A 19127-nucleotide genomic window follows, 5' to 3' on the forward strand; every position below is an offset into this window, starting at 1 on the left:
TGTCTAGATCCTCGTTTTGACGCGTTTTTCTCTACGCGGACCGGGTGTCGTCTTCGCTCGAAAACGCTTTGGGGAAACCAACGATGTATCGTCTCACCGCCCTCGTCACGCTGCTGGCGATCGCATTTTATTTCTTCACCTGCATCAATGTCTCGCGGGCGCGGACCAGGACCGGTGTCAAGGTGCCGGCCACGTCAGGCCATCCGGATTTCGAGCGCGCGTTTCGCATTCAGATGAACACGCTGGAATGGATGCCGATCGTCCTGCCGGCGCTGTGGCTGTTCGCGATCTATATCGGCGACGCCATCGCGGCCGGCATCGGCGCGGTCTGGATCATCGGCCGCATTGTCTATTTCATCGGCTATTCGAAGGCCGCCGCAAAACGCGGCCCGGGCTTCATGATCCAGGGGGTCGCGGCGATTGCGCTGTGGGCGGGGGCGTTGGGCGCGGTGGTGCTGCGGCTGGTGTGAGGGGCGGGCAACCGCCACACACTCAGAGTCGTCCCGGCGAAGGCCGGGACCAATAACCACGGGATGTGGTTTGACGATGACTCGGAGTTACCAGTTCGCGCCCACAACTTCTCCCTGGGGTTATGGGTCCCGGCTTTCGCCGGGACGACATCGGAGTTATTGGCGCGGTCCTGGCCCTACTTCGTCAGCGGACAGCCGCTCTCCTTGGCCGTGAAGAACGCCTTCTCGCCGGGAACGACCGCGAGCTGCTTGTAATAGTCCCAGGGCTTCTTCGATTCGGAGGGCTTCTTGACCTCGAACAGATACATGTCGTGGACCATGCGGCCGTTCTCGAGCACCTTGCCGCCTTGCGCGAAGTCGTCGTCGACCGGCAACTCCTTCAGCTTCTTGGCGACCGCATCCGGATCCTTGGTGCCAGCGGCCTTGACCGCCTTGAGATAGCTCAGCGTCGCCGAATAGGTGCCGGCCTGGATCATGTTCGGCATCCGGCCGGTGCGCTTGAGAAAGCGTTCGCCGAGATTGCGGGTGCGGTCGTTGATGTCCCAGTAATAGCCCTCGGTCAGCACCAGGCCTTGCGCGGCCTGCAAGCCGAGACCGTTCACTTCGGCGAGCGTCATCAAGAGGCCCGCGAGCTTCTGGCCACCGGAGACGATGCCGAACTCGGACGCCTGCTTGATCGAGTTGGTGGTGTCGAGGCCGGCATTGGCAAGGCCGACGATCTTCGCCTTCGAGCTCTGCGCCTGGAGCAGGAAGGAGGAGAAGTCCGAGGAGTTGAGCGGCACGCGCACCGAACCGAGCACCTTGCCGCCATTGGCGGTGACGATCTCGCTGGTGTCCTTCTCCAGCGCGTAGCCGAAGGCATAGTCCGCAGTGAGGAAGAACCAGCTGTCGCCGCCGGCCTTGGTCAGCGAGCCGCCGGTGCCGACGCCGAGCGCGCGGGTGTCATAGGCCCAGTGGAAACCATAGGGCTGGCAGGCATCGCCGGTGAGGCGCGAGGTCGCAGCGCCAACCACGATGTCGATCTTCTTCTTTTCCTTGGAGAGCTCGTGGATCGCGAGCGCGACCGATGAGGTCGTCAGCTCCGTGATCATGTCGACGTTCTCGACATCGTACCAGCGCCGCGCGATGGAGGTCGCGAGATCCGGCTTGTTCTGGTGGTCGGCGGTGACGAGTTCCACCTTCTGGCCCAGCACCTCGCCGCCGAAATCCTCGATCGCCATCCTGGCTGCCTCGACCGACCATTTGCCGCCGTAATCGGCGTAGACGCCGGACTGGTCGTTGAGGATACCGATCTTGACGCCTTGCGCAGAGGCCGGCGCGGCCAGCAGCAAGGCCGAAATTGCGACAGCGGCCAAAAGTGCTGATTTCATAGGTTGCTCCCAGCAGTTTTCTGTTTTGAAATCGCGCGGATACTAGTGAAGAACCCCGGCGGTGCCCATCCATTTCGGCCTAGGCCGTTAGTAGGAAAGATCGGCGTCCAACCCAATGCTGTCGTCCCGGCGAACGCCGGGACCCATACCGCGGAATCCATCGGTTGCATCCGGCAGGAGCACCGAACGACGAGTCTTCGCCAAACCACGTTCGGTGGTTATGGGTCTCGGCCTTCGCCGGGACGACAGCGTGAATATTGGAGCGTCGGTTGCTGCCACTGATACTTATGGAGCCACCGCCTTCGGCTTCCCCTCGTTCTTCCCCTCGGCCAGGTTCCTCACCACCACGTAGAAGATCGGCGTGAACAACAGCCCGAACAGGGTGACGCCGATCATGCCGAAGAACACGGCGACACCGACGGCTTGCCGCATCTCCGAACCGGAGCCGGACGAGATCACCAGCGGCAGCACGCCGAGAATGAAGGCGAAGGACGTCATCAGGATCGGCCGCAGGCGCAGGCGGCAGGCGTCGATCACGGCCTCCAGCCGCGGCTTGCCTTCCTTCTCGATGTCGCGGGCGAACTCGACGATCAGGATCGCGTTCTTTGCCGCCAGCCCCACCAGCACGACGAAACCGATCTGGGTGAGGATGTTGACGTCCTGCCCCATGATGCGCACTCCGATGGTGGCGGCCAACAGGCACATCGGCACGATCAGGATCACCGCGAACGGCAAGGTCCAGCTGCCATATTGCGCAGCGAGCACGAGATAGACGAACAGCACGCAGATCGGGAACACGTAGAGACCCGCATTGCCGCCCGTGATCTGCTGGTACGACAGGTCGGTCCATTCGAAGGTGAAGCCGCTCGGCAGGGTATCGTCGGCGAGCTTCTTGATGGTGTTGAGCGCGGTGGTCGAGCTGGTGCCCGGCGCCGGCTCGCCCTGCAATTCGGACGCCGCATAGAGATTGTAGCGCGCAACGCGGTCGGGGCCCGAGACGTCCTTGAACTCGACCACGCTGCCGAGCATCACCATGTCGCCGGAGGCGTTCCGCGTGCGCAGGCGCGACAGGTCGCTCGGCTCTTTCCGGAACGGGAAGTCCGCCTGTGCGGTGACGTGATAGGTGCGACCGAACAGGTTGAAGTCGTTGACATAGGTCGATCCGAAATAGGTCTGGATCGTGTCGTTGATGCCGGCGATGGGAACGCCGAGCTTCTGCGCCTTGGTGCGGTCGATGTCGACGAAGAGCTGCGGCGTATTGGCCGAGAACGGAGAGAACACGGAGGGAGCGAGCAGCGAGGGCGATTTGCGCGCCGCGGCGACAAGCTCGTCAGTAGCTGCGGCGAGCATCTCCGGCCCACGGCCCTGGCGGTCCTGGATGCGGATGGTGAAGCCGCCACCGGTGCCGATGCCGGGCACGGCCGGCGGCGGAATCACGATGATGAAGGCACCCTGAATCGCGGCCAGGCGTTTGCGCAGCTCGACCGTGATGGCGTTCGCAGACAATCCCTTCTTGATCCGCGCCTCGGGCTCGTCGAACACCGGGAAGAGCGCCGCCGCGTTGCCGGCCTGCGTCCGCGTCGCGCCGGAGAAGCCGGCGAAAGCGGCGACGCGGATGATACCCGGCGTATCCAGCGCGATCCGCTCGATCTCGCGCACGACCTCGGTGGTGCGTGCCAGCGAAGCGGCGCCCGGCAATTGCACGGAGATGATGACGTAGCCGCGGTCCTGCGCCGGAATGAAGCCTTGCGACGTGGTGGCGATCAGCCAGCCGGCGCTGCCGATCAGCACGACGTAGATCAGGATCATCACCGCCGAATGCCGAATCACGAAATTGGCGAGGCCCGCATAGCCATGCGCCAGACGGTCGAACACGCGGTTAAAGACGCCCGTAAAAGCGTTCCAGCCGCGTGCAAGGATATTCCAGCGCGCCGGCGGCTGCTTCTCCTCGTGCGGGACGAGGAGAAGCGAGGCCAGCGCCGGCGATAGCGTCAACGAGCAGAAGCAGGAGATTGCGGTCGCGACCGCAATGGTGACGGCGAATTGCTGGAAGAATTGCCCGGATATGCCGCCCAGAAACGCAGTCGGAACGAACACCGCGCAGAGCACCAGCGCGATCGACACCAGTGCGCCGCCGACCTCCTCCATGGTCTTCAGCGCGGCATCGCGCCGGCTCATGCCATGCTCGAGATGCCGCTCGACATTCTCGACCACCACGATGGCGTCGTCGACCACGATGCCGACGGCGAGAACGAGGCCGAACAGCGTGAGGTTGTTGATGGAGAAGCCGAGCGCCGCCATCACCGCGAAGGTGCCGACCAGCGAAACCGGGATCGCGATAATCGGAATGATCGCGGGTCGCCACCCTTGCAGGAACACTAGAACCACGATGACCACGAGCAACATGGCCTCGTAGATGGTCTTGATCAGCTCATGGACGGACTGCGCGATGAACTCGGTCGGGTTGTAGCCGATATTGAAGTCGAGGCCCTTCGGAAAGGTCTCCTTCAGCTTCGTCATCGTGTCCGAAATGTTCTTCGCGGTCGCGAGCGCGTTCGATCCCGGCCGCTGCGTCACCAGCATGGCGACCGCCGACTTGCGCAGCAGGAAGCTGTTGGTGGAGTAGGCGAGAGCACCGAGCTCGATACGGGCGACGTCGCGCAGGCGCACCGTGCGGCCGTCGGAGCCGGCCTTGATCAGGATGTCCTCGAACTGCTTCTGGTCTTTCAATCGCCCGGTAAAGGTGAGGTTCGGCTGGAAAGCGCGATCCGCGATCGGCGGCTCGGCGATCTGGCCGCCCGCGATCTGCACGTTCTGCGCACGGATCGCGGCGAGCACTTCGGCCGACGTCAGGCCGAGATTGGCGATCCGGTCAGGATCGAGCCATAGCCGCATCGAATAATCGCGTGCGCCGAAGATCTGGATGTCGCCGACGCCGTCGATCCGCAGCAGCTGGTCGCGGACCTGGAGCAGCGCGTAGTTGGAGATGTAGAGCTGGTCGAAAGTGTCGTCGGGCGACAGCATGAACACGACCATCAGAATGTCGGGCGAGTTCTTGCGTGTGGTGACGCCGTTGCGCTGAACCTCTTCAGGCAAACGCGGCTGCGCGATCGCGACGCGGTTCTGCACCAGCACCTGGGCCTTGTCGAGATCGGTGCCAAGCTTGAAGGTGACGGTGATGGTGAGCTGGCCGTTCGAGGTCGCCTGGCTGTAGAGATACAGCATGTCCTCGACGCCGTTGATCTCCTGCTCGATGGGAGCTGCAACCGTGTCGGACACGGTCTGCGCGGAGGCGCCAGGATATTGCGTGGTGACGACGACGGTCGGCGGCACCACTTGCGGATATTCGGAGACAGGCAGCGTGGTGTACGCGAGCGCGCCGACGATCAGCAGCACGATCGACAGCACCATCGCGAGAATGGGCTGATTGATGGAGAGGCGGCCAAGATTCATGACTTGTCACCGGGCTTGCCACCGGCTGGTGCTGGCGCAGTCTGCGGGGCGACCTTCGCGCCGACACGGGCGCGCTGGATGCCGTTGACGATGACGCGGTCATCAGCCTTCAGCCCTTCGCGGATCACGCGCAAGCCGTCATCGAGCGGCCCTAGCGTCACGGGACGCGCCTCGACAGTGTCGTCCGGCTTCACCACGAACACGATCTTGCGCGACTGGTCGGTCGCAACCGCGACGTCGGGAATCAGCAGCGCCTCATATGGCGCGCTGCCGATCAGGCGGACGCGACCGAACTGACCCGGCAGGATCGACAGATCGGTGTTCTTGATCACGGCGCGGCTGCGCAGCGTGCCGGTGGAGACATCGAGGCGGTTGTCGAGGAAATTGATGCTGCCTTCACGGGATGGTTTCGTCTCGCCGGCGAGCGTCACCTGCACCGGGTTCGCCGTATCGCGCGAGCTCGGGCGGCGGCCTTCGAACCACAGCTTGCTGTATTTGATGAAGGTCGCCTCATCCATGTCGAAATAGATATAGATCGGGTCGAGCGTCACGATCGAGGTGAGCAGCGTCGACGTTCCGGTATCGCTGCCCTGCACGAGATTGCCAGGGCTGACGAGATGGCGGCTGACGCGGCCGGTCAGCGGCGCCGTCACATGCGTGAATTCGATATTGAGCTTGGCGACTTTGAGCGCACCCTCGGCCTGTGTTTCGGCAGCATGCGCGGCCTGCAAGGCCTGCCGGCGCTGATCGACAACCTGCTCGGAGACGGCGCTGGTCTGCACCAGGCTCAAACCGCGATCGAGCTCCCGCTTTGCAAGCTCCACCTTGGCACGCGCATCGGAAAGCTGCCCCTCCGCCTGCGTGGCCACCGCCTCGAACGGACGTGGGTCGATGACATAGAGCAGATCGCCCTGACGAACGATGGCGCCATCCTGGAATTCGACAGAGTTGACAAACCCACCGACGCGCGGGCGGACCTGCACCTCCTCCATCGCCTCGAAGCGGCCGGTGAACTCGTCCCAATCGGTGACGGTGCGCTTGACCGGCTGGGCGACGGTCACCGGCGCGGGCGGCGGGGCGGCCGCTTGCGGGGTCGGCTGTCCACAGCCCGCAAGACCGAATGCCGCGGCGAGAAGCCCCGCGATCACGCGAGGTCGAGGCGAAACGAAATCGTGCCTTTTGACAAACTGCTCGCTTCCGTCCGGTCCAGTCATCCCAGGTCCTCGCATAAAAACCGCGGAAATAGCAGGGTACGCCTGTACCCGCGGGCGCCACAAGATGGGTCGCAATGGTGAACTCTTCAAGACCAAAGCGCGCGCAAGGCTCGGCGAGATGCCCTAGCCGGATGATGGGTTGACAGATCCTTCTTCGCCTCTCCCCGCCTGCGGCGAGAGCTATTGCATCTGACAAAAAGCTTGGGGCATTAGCGCTTCCACAGCGTCATGGCCGGGCATGTCCCGGCCATCCACGTCTTGCCCCGTGGCGCAAAGAACGTGGATGCCCGGGCCTTCGCCTCGCCGAAGCGGCTTCGGCCGTGCAGGCGGGACAAGCCCGGGCATGACGACCTCTCGGCCAGCGTCTTCGCGCATGACGAATGCCGCCAGCGCGGTTAGACTACCCCCCACAAGAACAAGACGAATTGTCCGGGGAGGGACAGGCGTGCATCAGGGACGTGTCGTTTACGGCGCGATCGAGGAAGTCGTGTTCGGCCCTCCCGCGGCCGAAGCCGTGGTCGCGCAGATGGACCGGCTGGGGACGCGCCGCGCCTTCCTGATGGTCTCGGGGACGCTCAACCGCCAGACCGACGAAATCACGAAGATCAAACAGGCCCTGGGCACAAATTGCGCGGGCGTCTTCGATGCCATGCCGGCGCACACCCCGCGGGAGGCGGTGATCGCCGCCACCAATGCGGCGCGCGACGCGGGCGCCGACCTGATCGTCACCGTGGGCGGCGGCTCGATCACCGACGGGGCCAAGGCGGTGCAGCTCTGCCTCGCCAACGGCATCGACGATGTCGACGGCATCGAGCGTATCCGCGTGCACAAGGGCGTCGCGCCCGAGATGAATGCGCCGACCGTGCGTCAGATCAGCATCCCGACCACGATCGCCGGCGGTGAGTTCAGCTCGATCGCAGGCGTCACCGACCGCACCGCCCATGTGAAACAGATGCTGCGGCATCCGCTCAGCGTTCCGCGCGCGACCATCCTCGATCCTGCCATCACCGTGCACACGCCGGAATGGCTGTTCCTCTCGACCGGCATCCGCGCCATCGATCATTGCGTCGAGGCGATCTGCTCGCGCGAAACGCATCCCTATGCCGACGCGCAGTCGGTGAAGGGCCTCGCCATGCTCGCCGACGCGCTGCCGCGAGTGAAGGCCGACCCTGGCGATCTCGACGCGCGCATGGATGCGCAGATCGGCACCTGGCTGTCGATGGGCGCGCTCGCCGCCGGCGTGCCGATGGGGGCGAGCCACGGCATCGGCTACGTGCTGGGTGCAGCCTTCGACGTGCCGCATGGCTACACCTCCTGCATCATGCTGCCGGCCGTAATGCGCTGGAATGCGCCCGACAATGCCGAGCGCCAGATGATCGTCGCGGCTGCAATGGGCTTTCCGGGTCACAAGGCGGCCGATGTGCTGGATGCCTTCATCCGCTCGCTCGGCATGCCGCGCAGCCTCGCCGATGTACGCGTCTCGCCGGAGCATTTCGACGCCATCGCGGACGCTGCGATGCGCACGAACTGGATTCCGCGCAACCCGCGCAAGATCGACGGCCCCGCGCAGGTGCGCGAAATCCTGCTTCTTGCCGCATAATCTAAAGCCGGAGGACCGATGTACCCAGGTCAGCATGCCCGCCTGCGCCCGCTCCAGCCCGCCTTCATCATGGCGGCGACTGGCGAGGCCGTCACCTATCGCGAGCTCGATGCGCGCAGCAATCGGCTGGCGCATTTGTTCCGCAAGCACGGCTTGAAGCGGCTCGACCATTATTCGATCTTCATGGAGAACAATTCGCGCTACCTCGAAGCCTGCGGCGCGGGCGAGCGCTGCGGCCTCTACTACACCTGCATCAACTCGTTCCTGACGCCGGGCGAGCTCGCTTATCTCCTGGTCAACAGCCAGTCGAAAATCCTGATCACGTCGGTTGCGAAGCTTGAGATCGCGCGTGAGGCGATCAAGGTCTGCCCCGACATCAAACTGTGCATCGTCGCCGACGGCCCGGGCGAGAGCGAGCGCATCGTCGGCCTCACCGAGGTGACCGCCAATCTGCCGAAGACGCCGATCCCGGACGAATGGCTCGGCACCGCCATGCTGTATTCATCGGGCACGACGGGACGGCCAAAAGGGATTCTGCGACCCCTTCCGGAGGAGCCGCCAAAGCACAATCTGCCGTTGTTCGATTTCCTGACCAAGCTTTGGCAATACCGCGAGGGGATGATCTACCTCTCGCCGGCGCCGCTCTATCATTCGGCGCCGCAGGCCGCCGTGAACCTCACGATCCGGATGGGCGGCACCGTCATCATCATGGAGAATTTCGATCCCGAGCGGTACCTCCAGCTGGTCGAGCGGTGGGGTATCACTCATACCCAGTTGGTGCCGACGATGTTCTCGCGCATGCTCAAGCTGCCGGAGGAGGCGCGAAAGCACTATGACCTCTCCTCGCTCGAGATCGCGATCCATGCCGCCGCCCCCTGCCCGGCCCTGGTGAAGGACGACATGATCAAATGGTGGGGACCGATCATCCACGAATATTACGGCGCGACCGAAGGCCTTGGCTTCACCGCCTGCGACAGCGCGGAATGGCTCGCCCATCGCGGCACCGTCGGCAAGGTGCTGCTCGGCGAGCTCCATATTCTCGACGAGACCATGAAACCATGCCCCACCGGCACGCCAGGACAGGTCTGGTTCAAGACGGCCTCGCCCTTTGAATATTTCAACGACCCGGAGAAGACCAAGGAAGCGCGATCGACCGACGGCAGCATGAGCACGGTCGGCGACGTCGGCTATGTCGACGAGGACCGCTTCCTTCATCTAACAGACCGCGCGACCTTCATGATCATCTCCGGCGGAGTGAACATCTATCCGCAGGAGTGCGAGAATTTATTGATCACCCATCCAAAGGTTGCGGACGCCGCGGTGTTCGGCGTGCCCAATCCCGACCTCGGCGAAGAGGTGAAGGCGGTGGTGCAGCCGATACCCGGCATCGTGCCGGGCGAGGCGCTCGCCGCAGAGCTGATCGCGTTCTGCGGGGCGTCGCTGTCGCGGCAGAAGGTGCCGCGCTCGGTCGATTTCGAGAAGGAGTTGCCGCGGCTTCCGACGGGGAAGCTGTACAAGCGGCTGCTGCGGGACCGCTATTGGGGGAACAAGGCGTCCAGGATCGTGTGAGGGGCTTGGCCGACGCGCGCCACACACTTGGTGTCGTCCCGGCCTAGTGCGCAATTGCGCACTAGGCCGGGACGACGGTGGAGTTAGTGGCCAGAGATTGGGCTCCCTCACTTTGTGAGAGAAAACCCCTGCGGCCTTCCGTCATCCGAATTGCCGAGAGAGTAGCAGACCTTGCCGGTTGCCTCACCGCGCGCGCGTCGCTATCGTCCCCCCAAACAGGCCGCAAAAGGCCTAGAAGACAAGATGTCCAGGGAGGACGAGGATGCGGAGCGTACGAGCGCTCGCCGCGACGGCGGCGCTATCTTTGCTTGCGTTTTCGACCATTGCACTCGCCGGCGAGCCCAAGCAGGGCGGCATTTTGCGGATGTACCACCGCGACAGTCCCGGCAACGCCTCGATCCACGAAGGCGCGACCTACTCGCTCAACGTTCCCTTCATGCCGGTGTTCAACAACCTCGTCATCTACAAGCAGGACGTGGCGCAGAACAGCATGGACACGATCGTGCCCGAACTCGCCGAGAGCTGGGCCTGGGTCAACGACAACAAGACACTGACCTTCAAATTGCGCCAGGGCGTGAAGTGGCACGACGGCAAGCCGTTCACCTCGGCGGACGTCAAATGCACCTTCGACATGCTGATGGGCAAGTCGCAGCAGAAGTTCCGGCAGAACCCGCGCAAGAGCTGGTACGAACAGGTCAACGATGTCTCCACCAACGGCGATCTCGAGGTCTCCTTCAACCTGAAGCGGCCGCAGCCTTCGCTAATTGCACTGCTCGCCTCGGGCTACACGCCGGTCTATCCCTGCCACGTCTCACCCGGCGACATGCGCACGCACCCGATCGGCACTGGCCCGTTCAAGTTCGTCGAGTTCAAGGCCAATGAATCGATCAAGCTGACTCGCAATCCCGATTATTGGCGCAAGGGGCGGCCCTATCTCGACGGCATCGAGTTCACCATCATCCCGAACCGCTCGACCGCCATTCTCGCCTTCGTCGCCGGCAAGTTCGACATGGCCTTCCCGACCGAAGTGAGCATCCCGCTTCTCAAGGACGTCAAATCGCAGGCGCCGAACGCGGTCTGCGTGGTCGAACCCAACAATGTCGCGACCAACATCATCGTCAATTCGTCTGCGCCGCCGTTCGACAATATCGACATCCGCCGCGCCATGGCGCTGTCGCTCGACCGCAAGGCCTTCATCTCGATCATGTTCGAGGGCCAGGGCGACGTCGGCGGGACCATGCTGCCGCCGCCGAATGGGCTGTGGGGCATGCCGAAGGAGATGCTCGAGACCATTCCGGGCTACGGCCCCGACATCAACGCCAACCGCGAAGAGGCCAAGAAGCTGATGCAGAAGGCCGGTTACGGACCGGACAAGCATCTCGCGGTCAAGGTCTCGACCCGCAACATCCCGGTCTATCGCGATCCCGCCGTGATCCTGATCGACCAGCTCAAGAGCATCTATATCGACGGGGAGCTCGACGTGGTCGAGACCGCAAATTGGTTCCCGAAGATCGCGCGCAAGGACTACATGCTCGGGCTCAATTTGACCGGCAATGCCGTCGACGATCCCGACCAGTCCTTCTACGAGAATTATTCCTGCGGCTCCGAGCGCAACTACACTAATTACTGCAACAAGGAGATCGAAAAGCTGTTCGATGTGCAGTCCCAGGAGACCGACATCAACAAGCGCAAGAAGCTGGTGTGGGACATCGACAAGAAGTTGCAGGAGGACGTCGCCCGCCCGATCATCTTCCACGCACGGACCGGCAGTTGCTGGCAACCTTACGTCAAGGGCGTGACGGTGATGTCCAACAGCTCCTACAATGGCTATCGTTACGAGGATGTCTGGATGGACAAGTAGCGCGGGCGACTGACGGGTTCGACGGGAGGCGATGCATGTTTGCCTATCTGGTGCGGCGCCTGTTGCTGATGCTCGTGACCCTGTTCGGGATCTCGATCGTCATCTTCTTCCTGCTGCGCATCGTCCCCGGCAACATCGTCGACATCCTGTTTGCCGCGGCCGGCTATGTCGATCCCGCCGACAAGGCCAATCTGGAAAAAGAGCTCGGCATCGACCAGCCGCTGGTGGTGCAATATTGGCACTGGATCAGCGGCTTCCTGCGCGGCGATTTCGGCTACTCCTACGTCTCGGAGAAGCCGGCGCTCCAGGAGATCCTGCCACGGATTCCGATCACCGCACGGCTCGCCGGGCTGGCGCTGTTGTTCTCGGCGTCCATCGGCATTCCTCTGGGCGTGATCAGCGCAGTGAAGCAGGGAACGAGGCTCGACTACGCGTTACGTGTGGTGAGCCTCAGCGGATTGTCGCTGCCATCGTTCTGGCTGGGCCTGCTTATCCTCACCGCCTCGGTCGCGATGTTCAACCAGATGCCGATCTTCAACCCGAATCCGGCGACCTGGCTGGAAGCCTTCGCGACCTATGCCGTGCCCGCCGCCGCCGTCGGCTTCCGCAGCGCGGCGCTGACCATGCGCATCACGCGGTCCTCGATGCTGGAGGTCCTGCGGCAGGACTATATCCGCACCGCGCGTGCCAAGGGCGCATCGGATGCCGCCGTGAACTATCAGCATGCGCTGAAGAATGCGATTCTGCCCGTCATCACCGTGATCGGCATCGAGGCGGCGTTCCTGATCGGCGGCCTCATCGTGACAGAGACGGTGTTCAACATCCCCGGCGTCGCGCGCTTCCTGGTCGAGGCGATTCGCTGGCGCGATTATCCGATCGTGCAGAACCTGGTGATGCTGATTGCCATCGTCGTGGTAAGCGCGAACTTCATCGTCGACATGCTGTACGCCGTGTTCGACCCGCGCATCAGGTACACGGATTAGGAGAACCTGTTGGCCGCAATCGACTATGACGTTGAACTGAGGCGCGCCGGGGCGCACGCGACCGTCGGCTGGCGGCGCGTGCTGTTTTTGGCGCAGCGGCATGTGCTGGGCGCGGCCGGGCTCGTCATCATGACCCTGTTCGTGTTCACCGCGATCTTCGCCGACTTCATCGCGCGTTACGATCCGCTGACGATCGATGCCGCCCGGGCACTGGCGCGTCCAAGCCTGGCACACTGGATGGGGACGGATTCCTTCGGCCGCGATGTCTTCAGCCGCATCATTCATGGCGCGCGGATCTCGCTCGCGGTCGGCATCGGCTCGACCGCACTCGGTGGCTCGATCGGCGTCATCGTCGGCCTCACCTCCGGCTATCTCTCCGGCTGGGTCGATCTCGTGTTTCAGCGTGTCTCCGATGTCCTGCAGGCGCTGCCGCTGCTGGTGCTGGCCCTGATCATGACCGCGGCGCTTGGGCCGTCCTTGCCGAACGTCATTATTGCGATCGCCATTCCGCTGATCCCGACCGTCTCGCGCGTCATCCGCGCCAACACGCTGGCGCTGCGCGAGCTGCCATTTATCGAGGCCGCCAAGTCGATCGGCATGAGCGAGGTACGCATCGCGCTCCGTCACGTGCTGCCGAACACGCTGGCGCCGCTGATCGTGCTTGCGACCGCCCAGCTCGGCTCGACCATCCTCACCGAAGCCTCGCTCTCCTTCCTCGGCCTCGGGATACCCGAGCCGTACCCGTCGTGGGGCCGCATGCTCTCTGAATCCGCCGCCGAATATGTCCGCACCGCGCCTTGGCTGGTGATCTTCCCGGGCATCGCCATCTGCCTCGCGGTGTTCGGCGCCAATCTGTTCGGCGACGCCTTGCGCGACATCCTCGATCCACGGCAGCGCGGCTGATGGCTGACAAATCCGATCTCGTGCTCGAGGTGAAGAACCTGAAGACGGTGTTCTTCACCAACTCCGGTCTGTTCAAGGCCGTCGATGATGTGTCCTTCACGGTGAAGCGCGGCGAGACGCTGGCGATCGTCGGCGAATCCGGCTGTGGCAAGAGCGTCACTGCACTATCCCTGATGCGGCTGGTGCCGGATCCGCCCGGCCGCATCGTCGGCGGCTCCGTCACGCTTGAAGGCACCGATCTTCTGACGCTGGACGAAGCAGAGATGCGCGCCGTCAGGGGCAACCGCATCTCGATGATCTTCCAGGAGCCGATGACCTCGCTCAATCCGGTGATGCGGATCGGCGACCAGATCGTCGAGGCCGTGCGGCTGCACCGGAACATGTCGAGCAAGGAGGCCCGGGACATCGCGATCGAGATGCTGCGCCTGGTGCGCATCCCTGAACCGGCTCGGCGCGCGCGGGAATATCCGCATCAGCTGTCCGGCGGCATGCGCCAGCGGGCCATGATCGCGATGGCGCTGGCGTGCCGGCCGGTGCTGCTGATCGCGGACGAGCCCACGACCGCGCTCGACGTCACCATCCAGGCGCAGATCCTGGCGCTGATCCTGGACCTTCAGAAGGAACTCGGTACCGGCCTCGTGCTGATCACCCATGATCTCGGCGTCGTCGCGCAGACCGCGCAGCGCGTCATCGTCATGTATGCGGGACGGAAGGTCGAGGAAGCGAGCGTCGAGGCACTGTTCGCCGCTCCAAAGCATCCCTACACGCGCGGATTGATGGCCTCGATCCCGGCGGTGCCGGCGCCGGGCGTCGCCGCGCCAGCACGGCTGAACGAAATTCCCGGCACGGTGCCGTCGCTGGTGCGGCTGCCCAAGGGTTGCGCGTTTGCGCCTCGCTGCAAGCTCGCGATCAAGCGCTGTGAGGCCGAATATCCGCCGCTCACCGATTGGGGCGGTGGCCATCTCGCGGCATGCTGGCGGGCGGCCGAAGTGGCGGAGGTGGCATGACCGAGGCGCTGCTTGAAGTCACCGATCTCAAGAAGCACTATCCGGTGCGCGCCGGTGTGTTGCGCCGACAAATCGGCACAGTGCATGCAGTCGACGGCGTCTCATTTTCGGTTGGGGTGGGCGAGACGCTGGGCCTCGTCGGCGAATCCGGCTGCGGCAAGTCCACGGTGGCGCGCAGCGTGCTGCGGCTGGTCGAGCCGACCTCGGGCCAGATCCGCCTCGAAGGCGAAGACATCACGCATCTGTCCAAGTTCGCGTTGCGGCCACATCGTCGTTCGATGCAGATCGTGTTCCAGGATCCGTTCGCCTCTCTCAATCCGCGGATGACTGCCGGAGACATCGTGGGCGAGCCGCTGTTCGTGCACGGGCTCGCGACCGGCAAGGCGCTGGAGGCGCGTACCGCAAACCTGTTCGAGCAGGTCGGCCTGCGGCCCGACCAAATGCGCAGCTTCCCACACCAATTCTCCGGCGGCCAGCGCCAACGCATCTGCATCGCCCGCGCGCTCGCGCTGGGGCCGCGGCTGATCGTCTGCGACGAGCCGGTCTCCGCGCTGGACGTCTCGATCCAGGCGCAGGTGATCAATCTCCTGATCGATCTGCAACGCGAGCACGGCTTCTCCTATCTCTTCATCGCGCATGACCTCGCGGTGGTCGCCCATATCAGTCACCGCGTCGCCGTGATGTATCTCGGCCGCATCGTCGAGATCGCCGGCAAGGACGAGCTGTTTCGCAATCCGCGCCATCCCTACACGCAGGCGCTGCTCGCCTCGGTGCCGGTCGCCAATCCGCTTGCGAAGAAGCTCGTTCCGCTGGTCGACGGCGACGTGCCAAGCCCGGTCAATCCGCCGCCGGGATGCGCGTTTCACACCCGCTGCCGGTTTGCGATGGAGCGATGCAGGACGGAGCGGCCGGCGCTGGTGGATGCGGGCGACGGGCACCAGGTGGCGTGTTTGCTCAATGACGGGACGGGGCGACCAAATGAGATGCCGTAGGGTGGGCAAAGCGAAGCGTGCCCACCATTCAATCGCAATTACCGCACGATGGTGGGCACGGCGCTGCGCGCCTTTGCCCATCCTACGATAGCTACGATTGCCGCTCTACTTCGGCCCGATCTCGGCCACGATCCGGCCCGTCGTCACCTGCTCGCCCTCGGCGACGTCGATCGCGGCGACCACGCCGTCGATGCCGGCCTTGTGGACGTGCTCCATCTTCATCGCTTCCAGCGTCATCACCGGCTGACCGGCACTGACGCGGTCGCCCGGCTGGACCAGGACGGCAACGACGCGGCCGTTCATGGCAGCACGAACCTTGCCGTCGCCGCCGCTGCTTGCGGCGGCCTTCGGCGCGGCGAGCGTGAGATCGGACGCCGCGAGCGGGATGCCGCGGCGCTGGAGGTGGAGCCGGTCGCCATCGCGCAGGAATTTGGCCCTGTCCATCACGCCGTCATGACGGAAGCGGATCACGTCGAGATCGAGCCGGTCGATCTCGAACTTGCCTTGCCGGTCGTCGCTGGCGACAATGTAGCTGCCATCGCGTTCGCGCCAGACTTCTAGCTCATACGCCTGGCCTGCGATCTCGATCTTCGCCGGTAGCGGGAACGTTGCCGCGAGGCTCCGTCCGCGGCGCCACGACGGTGCCTGCGGGTTTGTGACGTAGAGCAGCAGGCCGGCCAAAGCGACATCGAATGCGGCGTCCGTGCCCGGCGCCAGCAACTCGTCGCGATGCGCGCCAATGAAGGCCGTGGTCGCCTCGCCTTTGGCGAAGCCGGGATGACGCAGGCACGACAGCAGGAAGGCCTGATTGGTGGTCACGCCGAATCCGGCCAATTGTTCGAGGCCGACGATCAGCCTCCCCCTCGCCTCCTCACGGTTCGCGCCATGGCCGATCACCTTGGCGATCATGGAATCGTAGAACGGCGGAATCTCCGAGCCGGATTGCAGCGCATGCTCGACGCGGATGCCATCCGGCACCTGCCAGCACGCCATGCGCCCGGACTGCGGCATGAAATCATGCGCGGCGTCCTCCGAGCACAGCCGCACCTCGATGGCGTGGCCGGTGAAGCGAATGTCCTGCTGCTTCACAGGCAACGGCTCGCCGCGCGCGACGCGCAGCTGCAATTCGACGAGATCGAGCCCGGTGATCGCCTCGGTGACGGGATGCTCGACCTGGAGCCGCGTATTCATCTCCATGAAGTAGAATTCGCCGCTCGCATCGAGCAGAAATTCGAGCGTGCCGGCGCCCTCGTAGCGCAGCGCCTTCACCGCGGCGACCGCGACGTCGCCCATCTTCGCGCGCAGTTCCGGCGTCACAGCGGGCGACGGTGCCTCCTCGATCAGCTTTTGGTGGCGCCGCTGCACCGAGCAATCGCGTTCGCCGAGATGGATGGCGTTGCCATGGCTGTCGCCGAACACCTGAATTTCGATGTGACGGGGATTCTGGATGGCGCGTTCGAGGATCACGGTCGGATCGCCAAACGCCGCCTTGGCCTCGGACCGCGCGCTACGCAGCGCATCAGGAAACGACGACGCGTCCGTCACGAGCCGCATGCCGCGTCCACCGCCGCCGGCGACCGCCTTGATCATCACGGGAAAGCCGATCTCTCTCGCCTCCGCGAGCATGACCTCATCGCCCTGATCGGCGCCCTGATAGCCGGGCACGACGGGAACGCCGGCCTTTTTCATGATCTCCTTGGCACCGGCCTTGTTGCCCATTGTTTCGATCGCCTGCGGCGACGGGCCGATGAAGACGAGGCCGGCATCCTTGCAGGCCTGCGCAAACTCCTCGTTTTCGGCGAGGAAGCCATAGCCGGGATGAACGGCATCCGCGCCGCTGGCCTTTGCGGCCGCAACGATCGCGGGAATGTTGAGGTAGGATTGCGTCGGCAGCGGCTCGCCGATGCGCACGGCCTGGTCGGCCTGTTGCACATGGAGCGCGTCGCGATCCGCATCCGAATAGACCGCGACGACACCGAGCCCGAGCTTCCGCGCGCTGCGCATCACCCGTAACGCGATCTCGCCGCGATTGGCAATCAAGACCCTGAAGAACGGTCGGTGCTGCGTTGATCCGTTCCTCATGGCCGAGCCACCGAAAACTGCATGCGCTGGGGCGTGCGCGCATCGCCCTCGCGGCAAATCGCGAGCACTTCCGACAGCACCGCGCGGGTGTCGCGCGGATCGATCACGCCGTCGTCGAGCACGCGCGCGCTGGTCGAGAACACGTCCATCTGGCCGTCGAACACGCCGACGATCTGCGCCTTCATGGCATCGAGCTTTTCCTTTTCGACCGGCTTGCCGCGGCGCGCGGCGGCGGCTTCGGTGACGATTGCCATGGTCTCGGCGGCCTGCTCACCGCCCATCACGGCAGTCTTGGCGTTGGGCCAGGAGAAGCAGAAGCGCGGATGGAAGCCGCGCCCGCACATGCCGTAATTGCCGGCGCCGAACGAGGCGCCGCAATAGATGGTGATCTGCGGCACCGTCGCCGACGTCACTGCCTGGATCATCTTGGAGCCATGCTTGATCATGCCGGCTTCTTCGTAAGCTTTTCCGACCATGTAGCCTGTGGTGTTGTTCAGATAGAGCAGCGGCGTACGGGTTTGACAGCAAGCCTGGATGAAATGCGTCGCCTTGTTGGCGCCCGCGGGATCGAGCGGACCGTTGTTGGTGATGATGCCAATGGCTTGGCCCTCGATGCGGGCATGGCCGCAGACGGTGGCCGGGCCGTAGTTCGGCGCCATCTCGGTGAAGTCGGAATCATCGACGATACGTGCGATCACCTGCTTCATGTCGACGGCGCGCTTGTGGTCCATCGGCATGATGCCGAGCAGCTCGTCCTGGTCGTAGCGCGGCGGCTTATATTCCGCGCTCGCCCTGCCCGGCCGCTCCCATTCCAACGCCGCCATGATCTCGCGCGCGATGCGCAGGGCGTCGCGGTCATCCTCGGCGAGGTAGTCGCCAAGTCCCGACACCTGCGTGTGCATCTCGGCCCCGCCAAGCTCCTCCTCGGTTGCGATCTCGCCGGTGGCGGCCTTCAGCAGCGGCGGGCCGGCGAGGAAGGCGCGGGTGCGACCACGGACCATGACGATGTAGTCGGACAGGCCGGTCTGATAGGCGCCGCCGGCGGTCGAGGAGCCATGCGTCACGGTGACGACGGGCAGCCCCGCCGCCGAGAGCCGCGCGAGGTTGCGGAAGATGTTGCCGCCGCGAACAAAATCCTCGACGCGATAGCGCAACAGATTGGCACCGGCGCTTTCGACCAGCTGGACATAGGGCAGCTTGTTCTCCAGCGCGAGCTCCTGCACCCGCAGCGTCTTGTCGAGGCCGTAGGGCTGGAGCGCGCCGGCATCGATGCCGGAATCGTTGGCGCTGACCATGCAACGGATGCCCGAGACGAAGCCGATGCCGGCGATGACGCCGCCGCCGGGCACGCTTTTGTCCGGATCCGATACGTCGAACATGAAGCCGGCGAGCGTGGACAGCTCGATGAAGGGCGCGCCGGGATCGAGCACCAGCGCGACGCGTTCACGCGGCAACAGCTGGCCGCGCTTGTGGAAGCGGTCTTTCGCCGCGGCTGATGCCGCACGCGTGCGCTCTTCCAGCGCGCGCATGCGGTCAATCAGGCCAAGCATGCCGTCGCGATTGGCGCGGTAGGCGGCGCTGCCGGGGGAGATGGCGTTTTCGAGAATGGACATAACTCAATCC

13 protein-coding genes are annotated in these 19127 nt (G+C 64.3%); 8 read left to right on the forward strand and 5 right to left on the reverse strand.

Annotation, left to right across the window (positions count from 1 at the left end):
• Window positions 1-83: 83 nt before the first annotated feature.
• Window positions 84-470 carry an MAPEG family protein gene (locus tag N551_RS0104695; RefSeq protein ID WP_027565968.1) on the forward strand — a complete coding sequence of 129 codons (387 nt, stop codon included), beginning with the start codon at window positions 84-86 and terminating at the stop codon, window positions 468-470.
• Window positions 471-646: 176 nt separating this feature from the next.
• On the opposite strand, the gene N551_RS0104700 is transcribed toward N551_RS0104695, so the two are convergent.
• The 3 genes from N551_RS0104700 to N551_RS0104710 form a co-directional block, all read right to left on the reverse strand.
• On the reverse strand, window positions 647-1840 hold the full coding sequence (locus tag N551_RS0104700) for an ABC transporter substrate-binding protein (RefSeq protein ID WP_027565969.1): 1194 nt from the start codon (window positions 1838-1840) through the stop codon (window positions 647-649).
• A gap of 285 nt (window positions 1841-2125) precedes the next feature.
• Window positions 2126-5293 (reverse strand): efflux RND transporter permease subunit, encoded by a 3168-nt coding sequence (locus N551_RS0104705; protein WP_027565970.1) that lies wholly within the window; start codon window positions 5291-5293, stop codon window positions 2126-2128.
• On the reverse strand, window positions 5290-6507 hold the full coding sequence (locus N551_RS0104710) for an efflux RND transporter periplasmic adaptor subunit (protein ID WP_027565971.1): 1218 nt from the start codon (window positions 6505-6507) through the stop codon (window positions 5290-5292). The genes N551_RS0104705 and N551_RS0104710 overlap by 4 nt, the downstream gene beginning before the upstream one ends.
• Window positions 6508-6952: 445 nt before the next feature.
• Between N551_RS0104710 and N551_RS0104720 the strand changes: the two genes are divergently transcribed.
• The 7 genes from N551_RS0104720 (at window position 6953) to N551_RS0104750 (ending at window position 15422) form a co-directional block, all read left to right on the forward strand.
• Complete coding sequence (locus tag N551_RS0104720) at window positions 6953-8107, forward strand: iron-containing alcohol dehydrogenase (protein WP_027565972.1); 1155 nt, start codon at window positions 6953-6955, stop codon at window positions 8105-8107.
• 18 nt (window positions 8108-8125) lie between these two features.
• Window positions 8126-9676, forward strand: coding sequence for an AMP-binding protein (locus N551_RS0104725; protein WP_027565973.1), 1551 nt, complete (start codon window positions 8126-8128; stop codon window positions 9674-9676).
• Window positions 9677-9938: 262 nt separating this feature from the next.
• A complete protein-coding gene (locus N551_RS0104730) occupies window positions 9939-11537 on the forward strand; it encodes an ABC transporter substrate-binding protein (protein WP_027565974.1) in 1599 nt (532 codons plus the stop codon).
• Window positions 11538-11572: 35 nt separating this feature from the next.
• Window positions 11573-12520: an ABC transporter permease gene (locus tag N551_RS0104735; RefSeq protein ID WP_027565975.1), complete on the forward strand. Its 948-nt coding sequence runs from the start codon at window positions 11573-11575 to the stop codon at window positions 12518-12520.
• Window positions 12521-12529: 9 nt separating this feature from the next.
• Window positions 12530-13423 (forward strand): ABC transporter permease, encoded by an 894-nt coding sequence (locus N551_RS0104740; RefSeq protein WP_027565976.1) that lies wholly within the window; start codon window positions 12530-12532, stop codon window positions 13421-13423.
• Entirely contained in the window at window positions 13423-14430 is a 1008-nt protein-coding gene (locus tag N551_RS0104745) for an ABC transporter ATP-binding protein (protein WP_027565977.1), read from the forward strand. The genes N551_RS0104740 and N551_RS0104745 overlap by 1 nt, the downstream gene beginning before the upstream one ends.
• On the forward strand, window positions 14427-15422 hold the full coding sequence (locus tag N551_RS0104750; protein ID WP_027565978.1) for an ABC transporter ATP-binding protein: 996 nt from the start codon (window positions 14427-14429) through the stop codon (window positions 15420-15422). The genes N551_RS0104745 and N551_RS0104750 overlap by 4 nt, the downstream gene beginning before the upstream one ends.
• Window positions 15423-15527: 105 nt before the next feature.
• On the opposite strand, the gene N551_RS0104755 is transcribed toward N551_RS0104750, so the two are convergent.
• Both N551_RS0104755 and N551_RS0104760 read right to left on the reverse strand, forming a co-directional pair.
• Window positions 15528-17504 (reverse strand): acetyl-CoA carboxylase biotin carboxylase subunit, encoded by a 1977-nt coding sequence (locus N551_RS0104755; protein ID WP_027565979.1) that lies wholly within the window; start codon window positions 17502-17504, stop codon window positions 15528-15530.
• Complete coding sequence (locus N551_RS0104760) at window positions 17501-19117, reverse strand: acyl-CoA carboxylase subunit beta (protein ID WP_027565980.1); 1617 nt, start codon at window positions 19115-19117, stop codon at window positions 17501-17503. Before N551_RS0104760 ends, N551_RS0104755 begins: the two co-directional genes overlap by 4 nt.
• Between the last annotated feature and the right edge of the window lie 10 nt (window positions 19118-19127).

The organism is Bradyrhizobium sp. URHA0013, from assembly GCF_000518345.1.
In the GTDB taxonomy this organism is placed as follows: Bacteria; Pseudomonadota; Alphaproteobacteria; order Rhizobiales; family Xanthobacteraceae; genus Bradyrhizobium.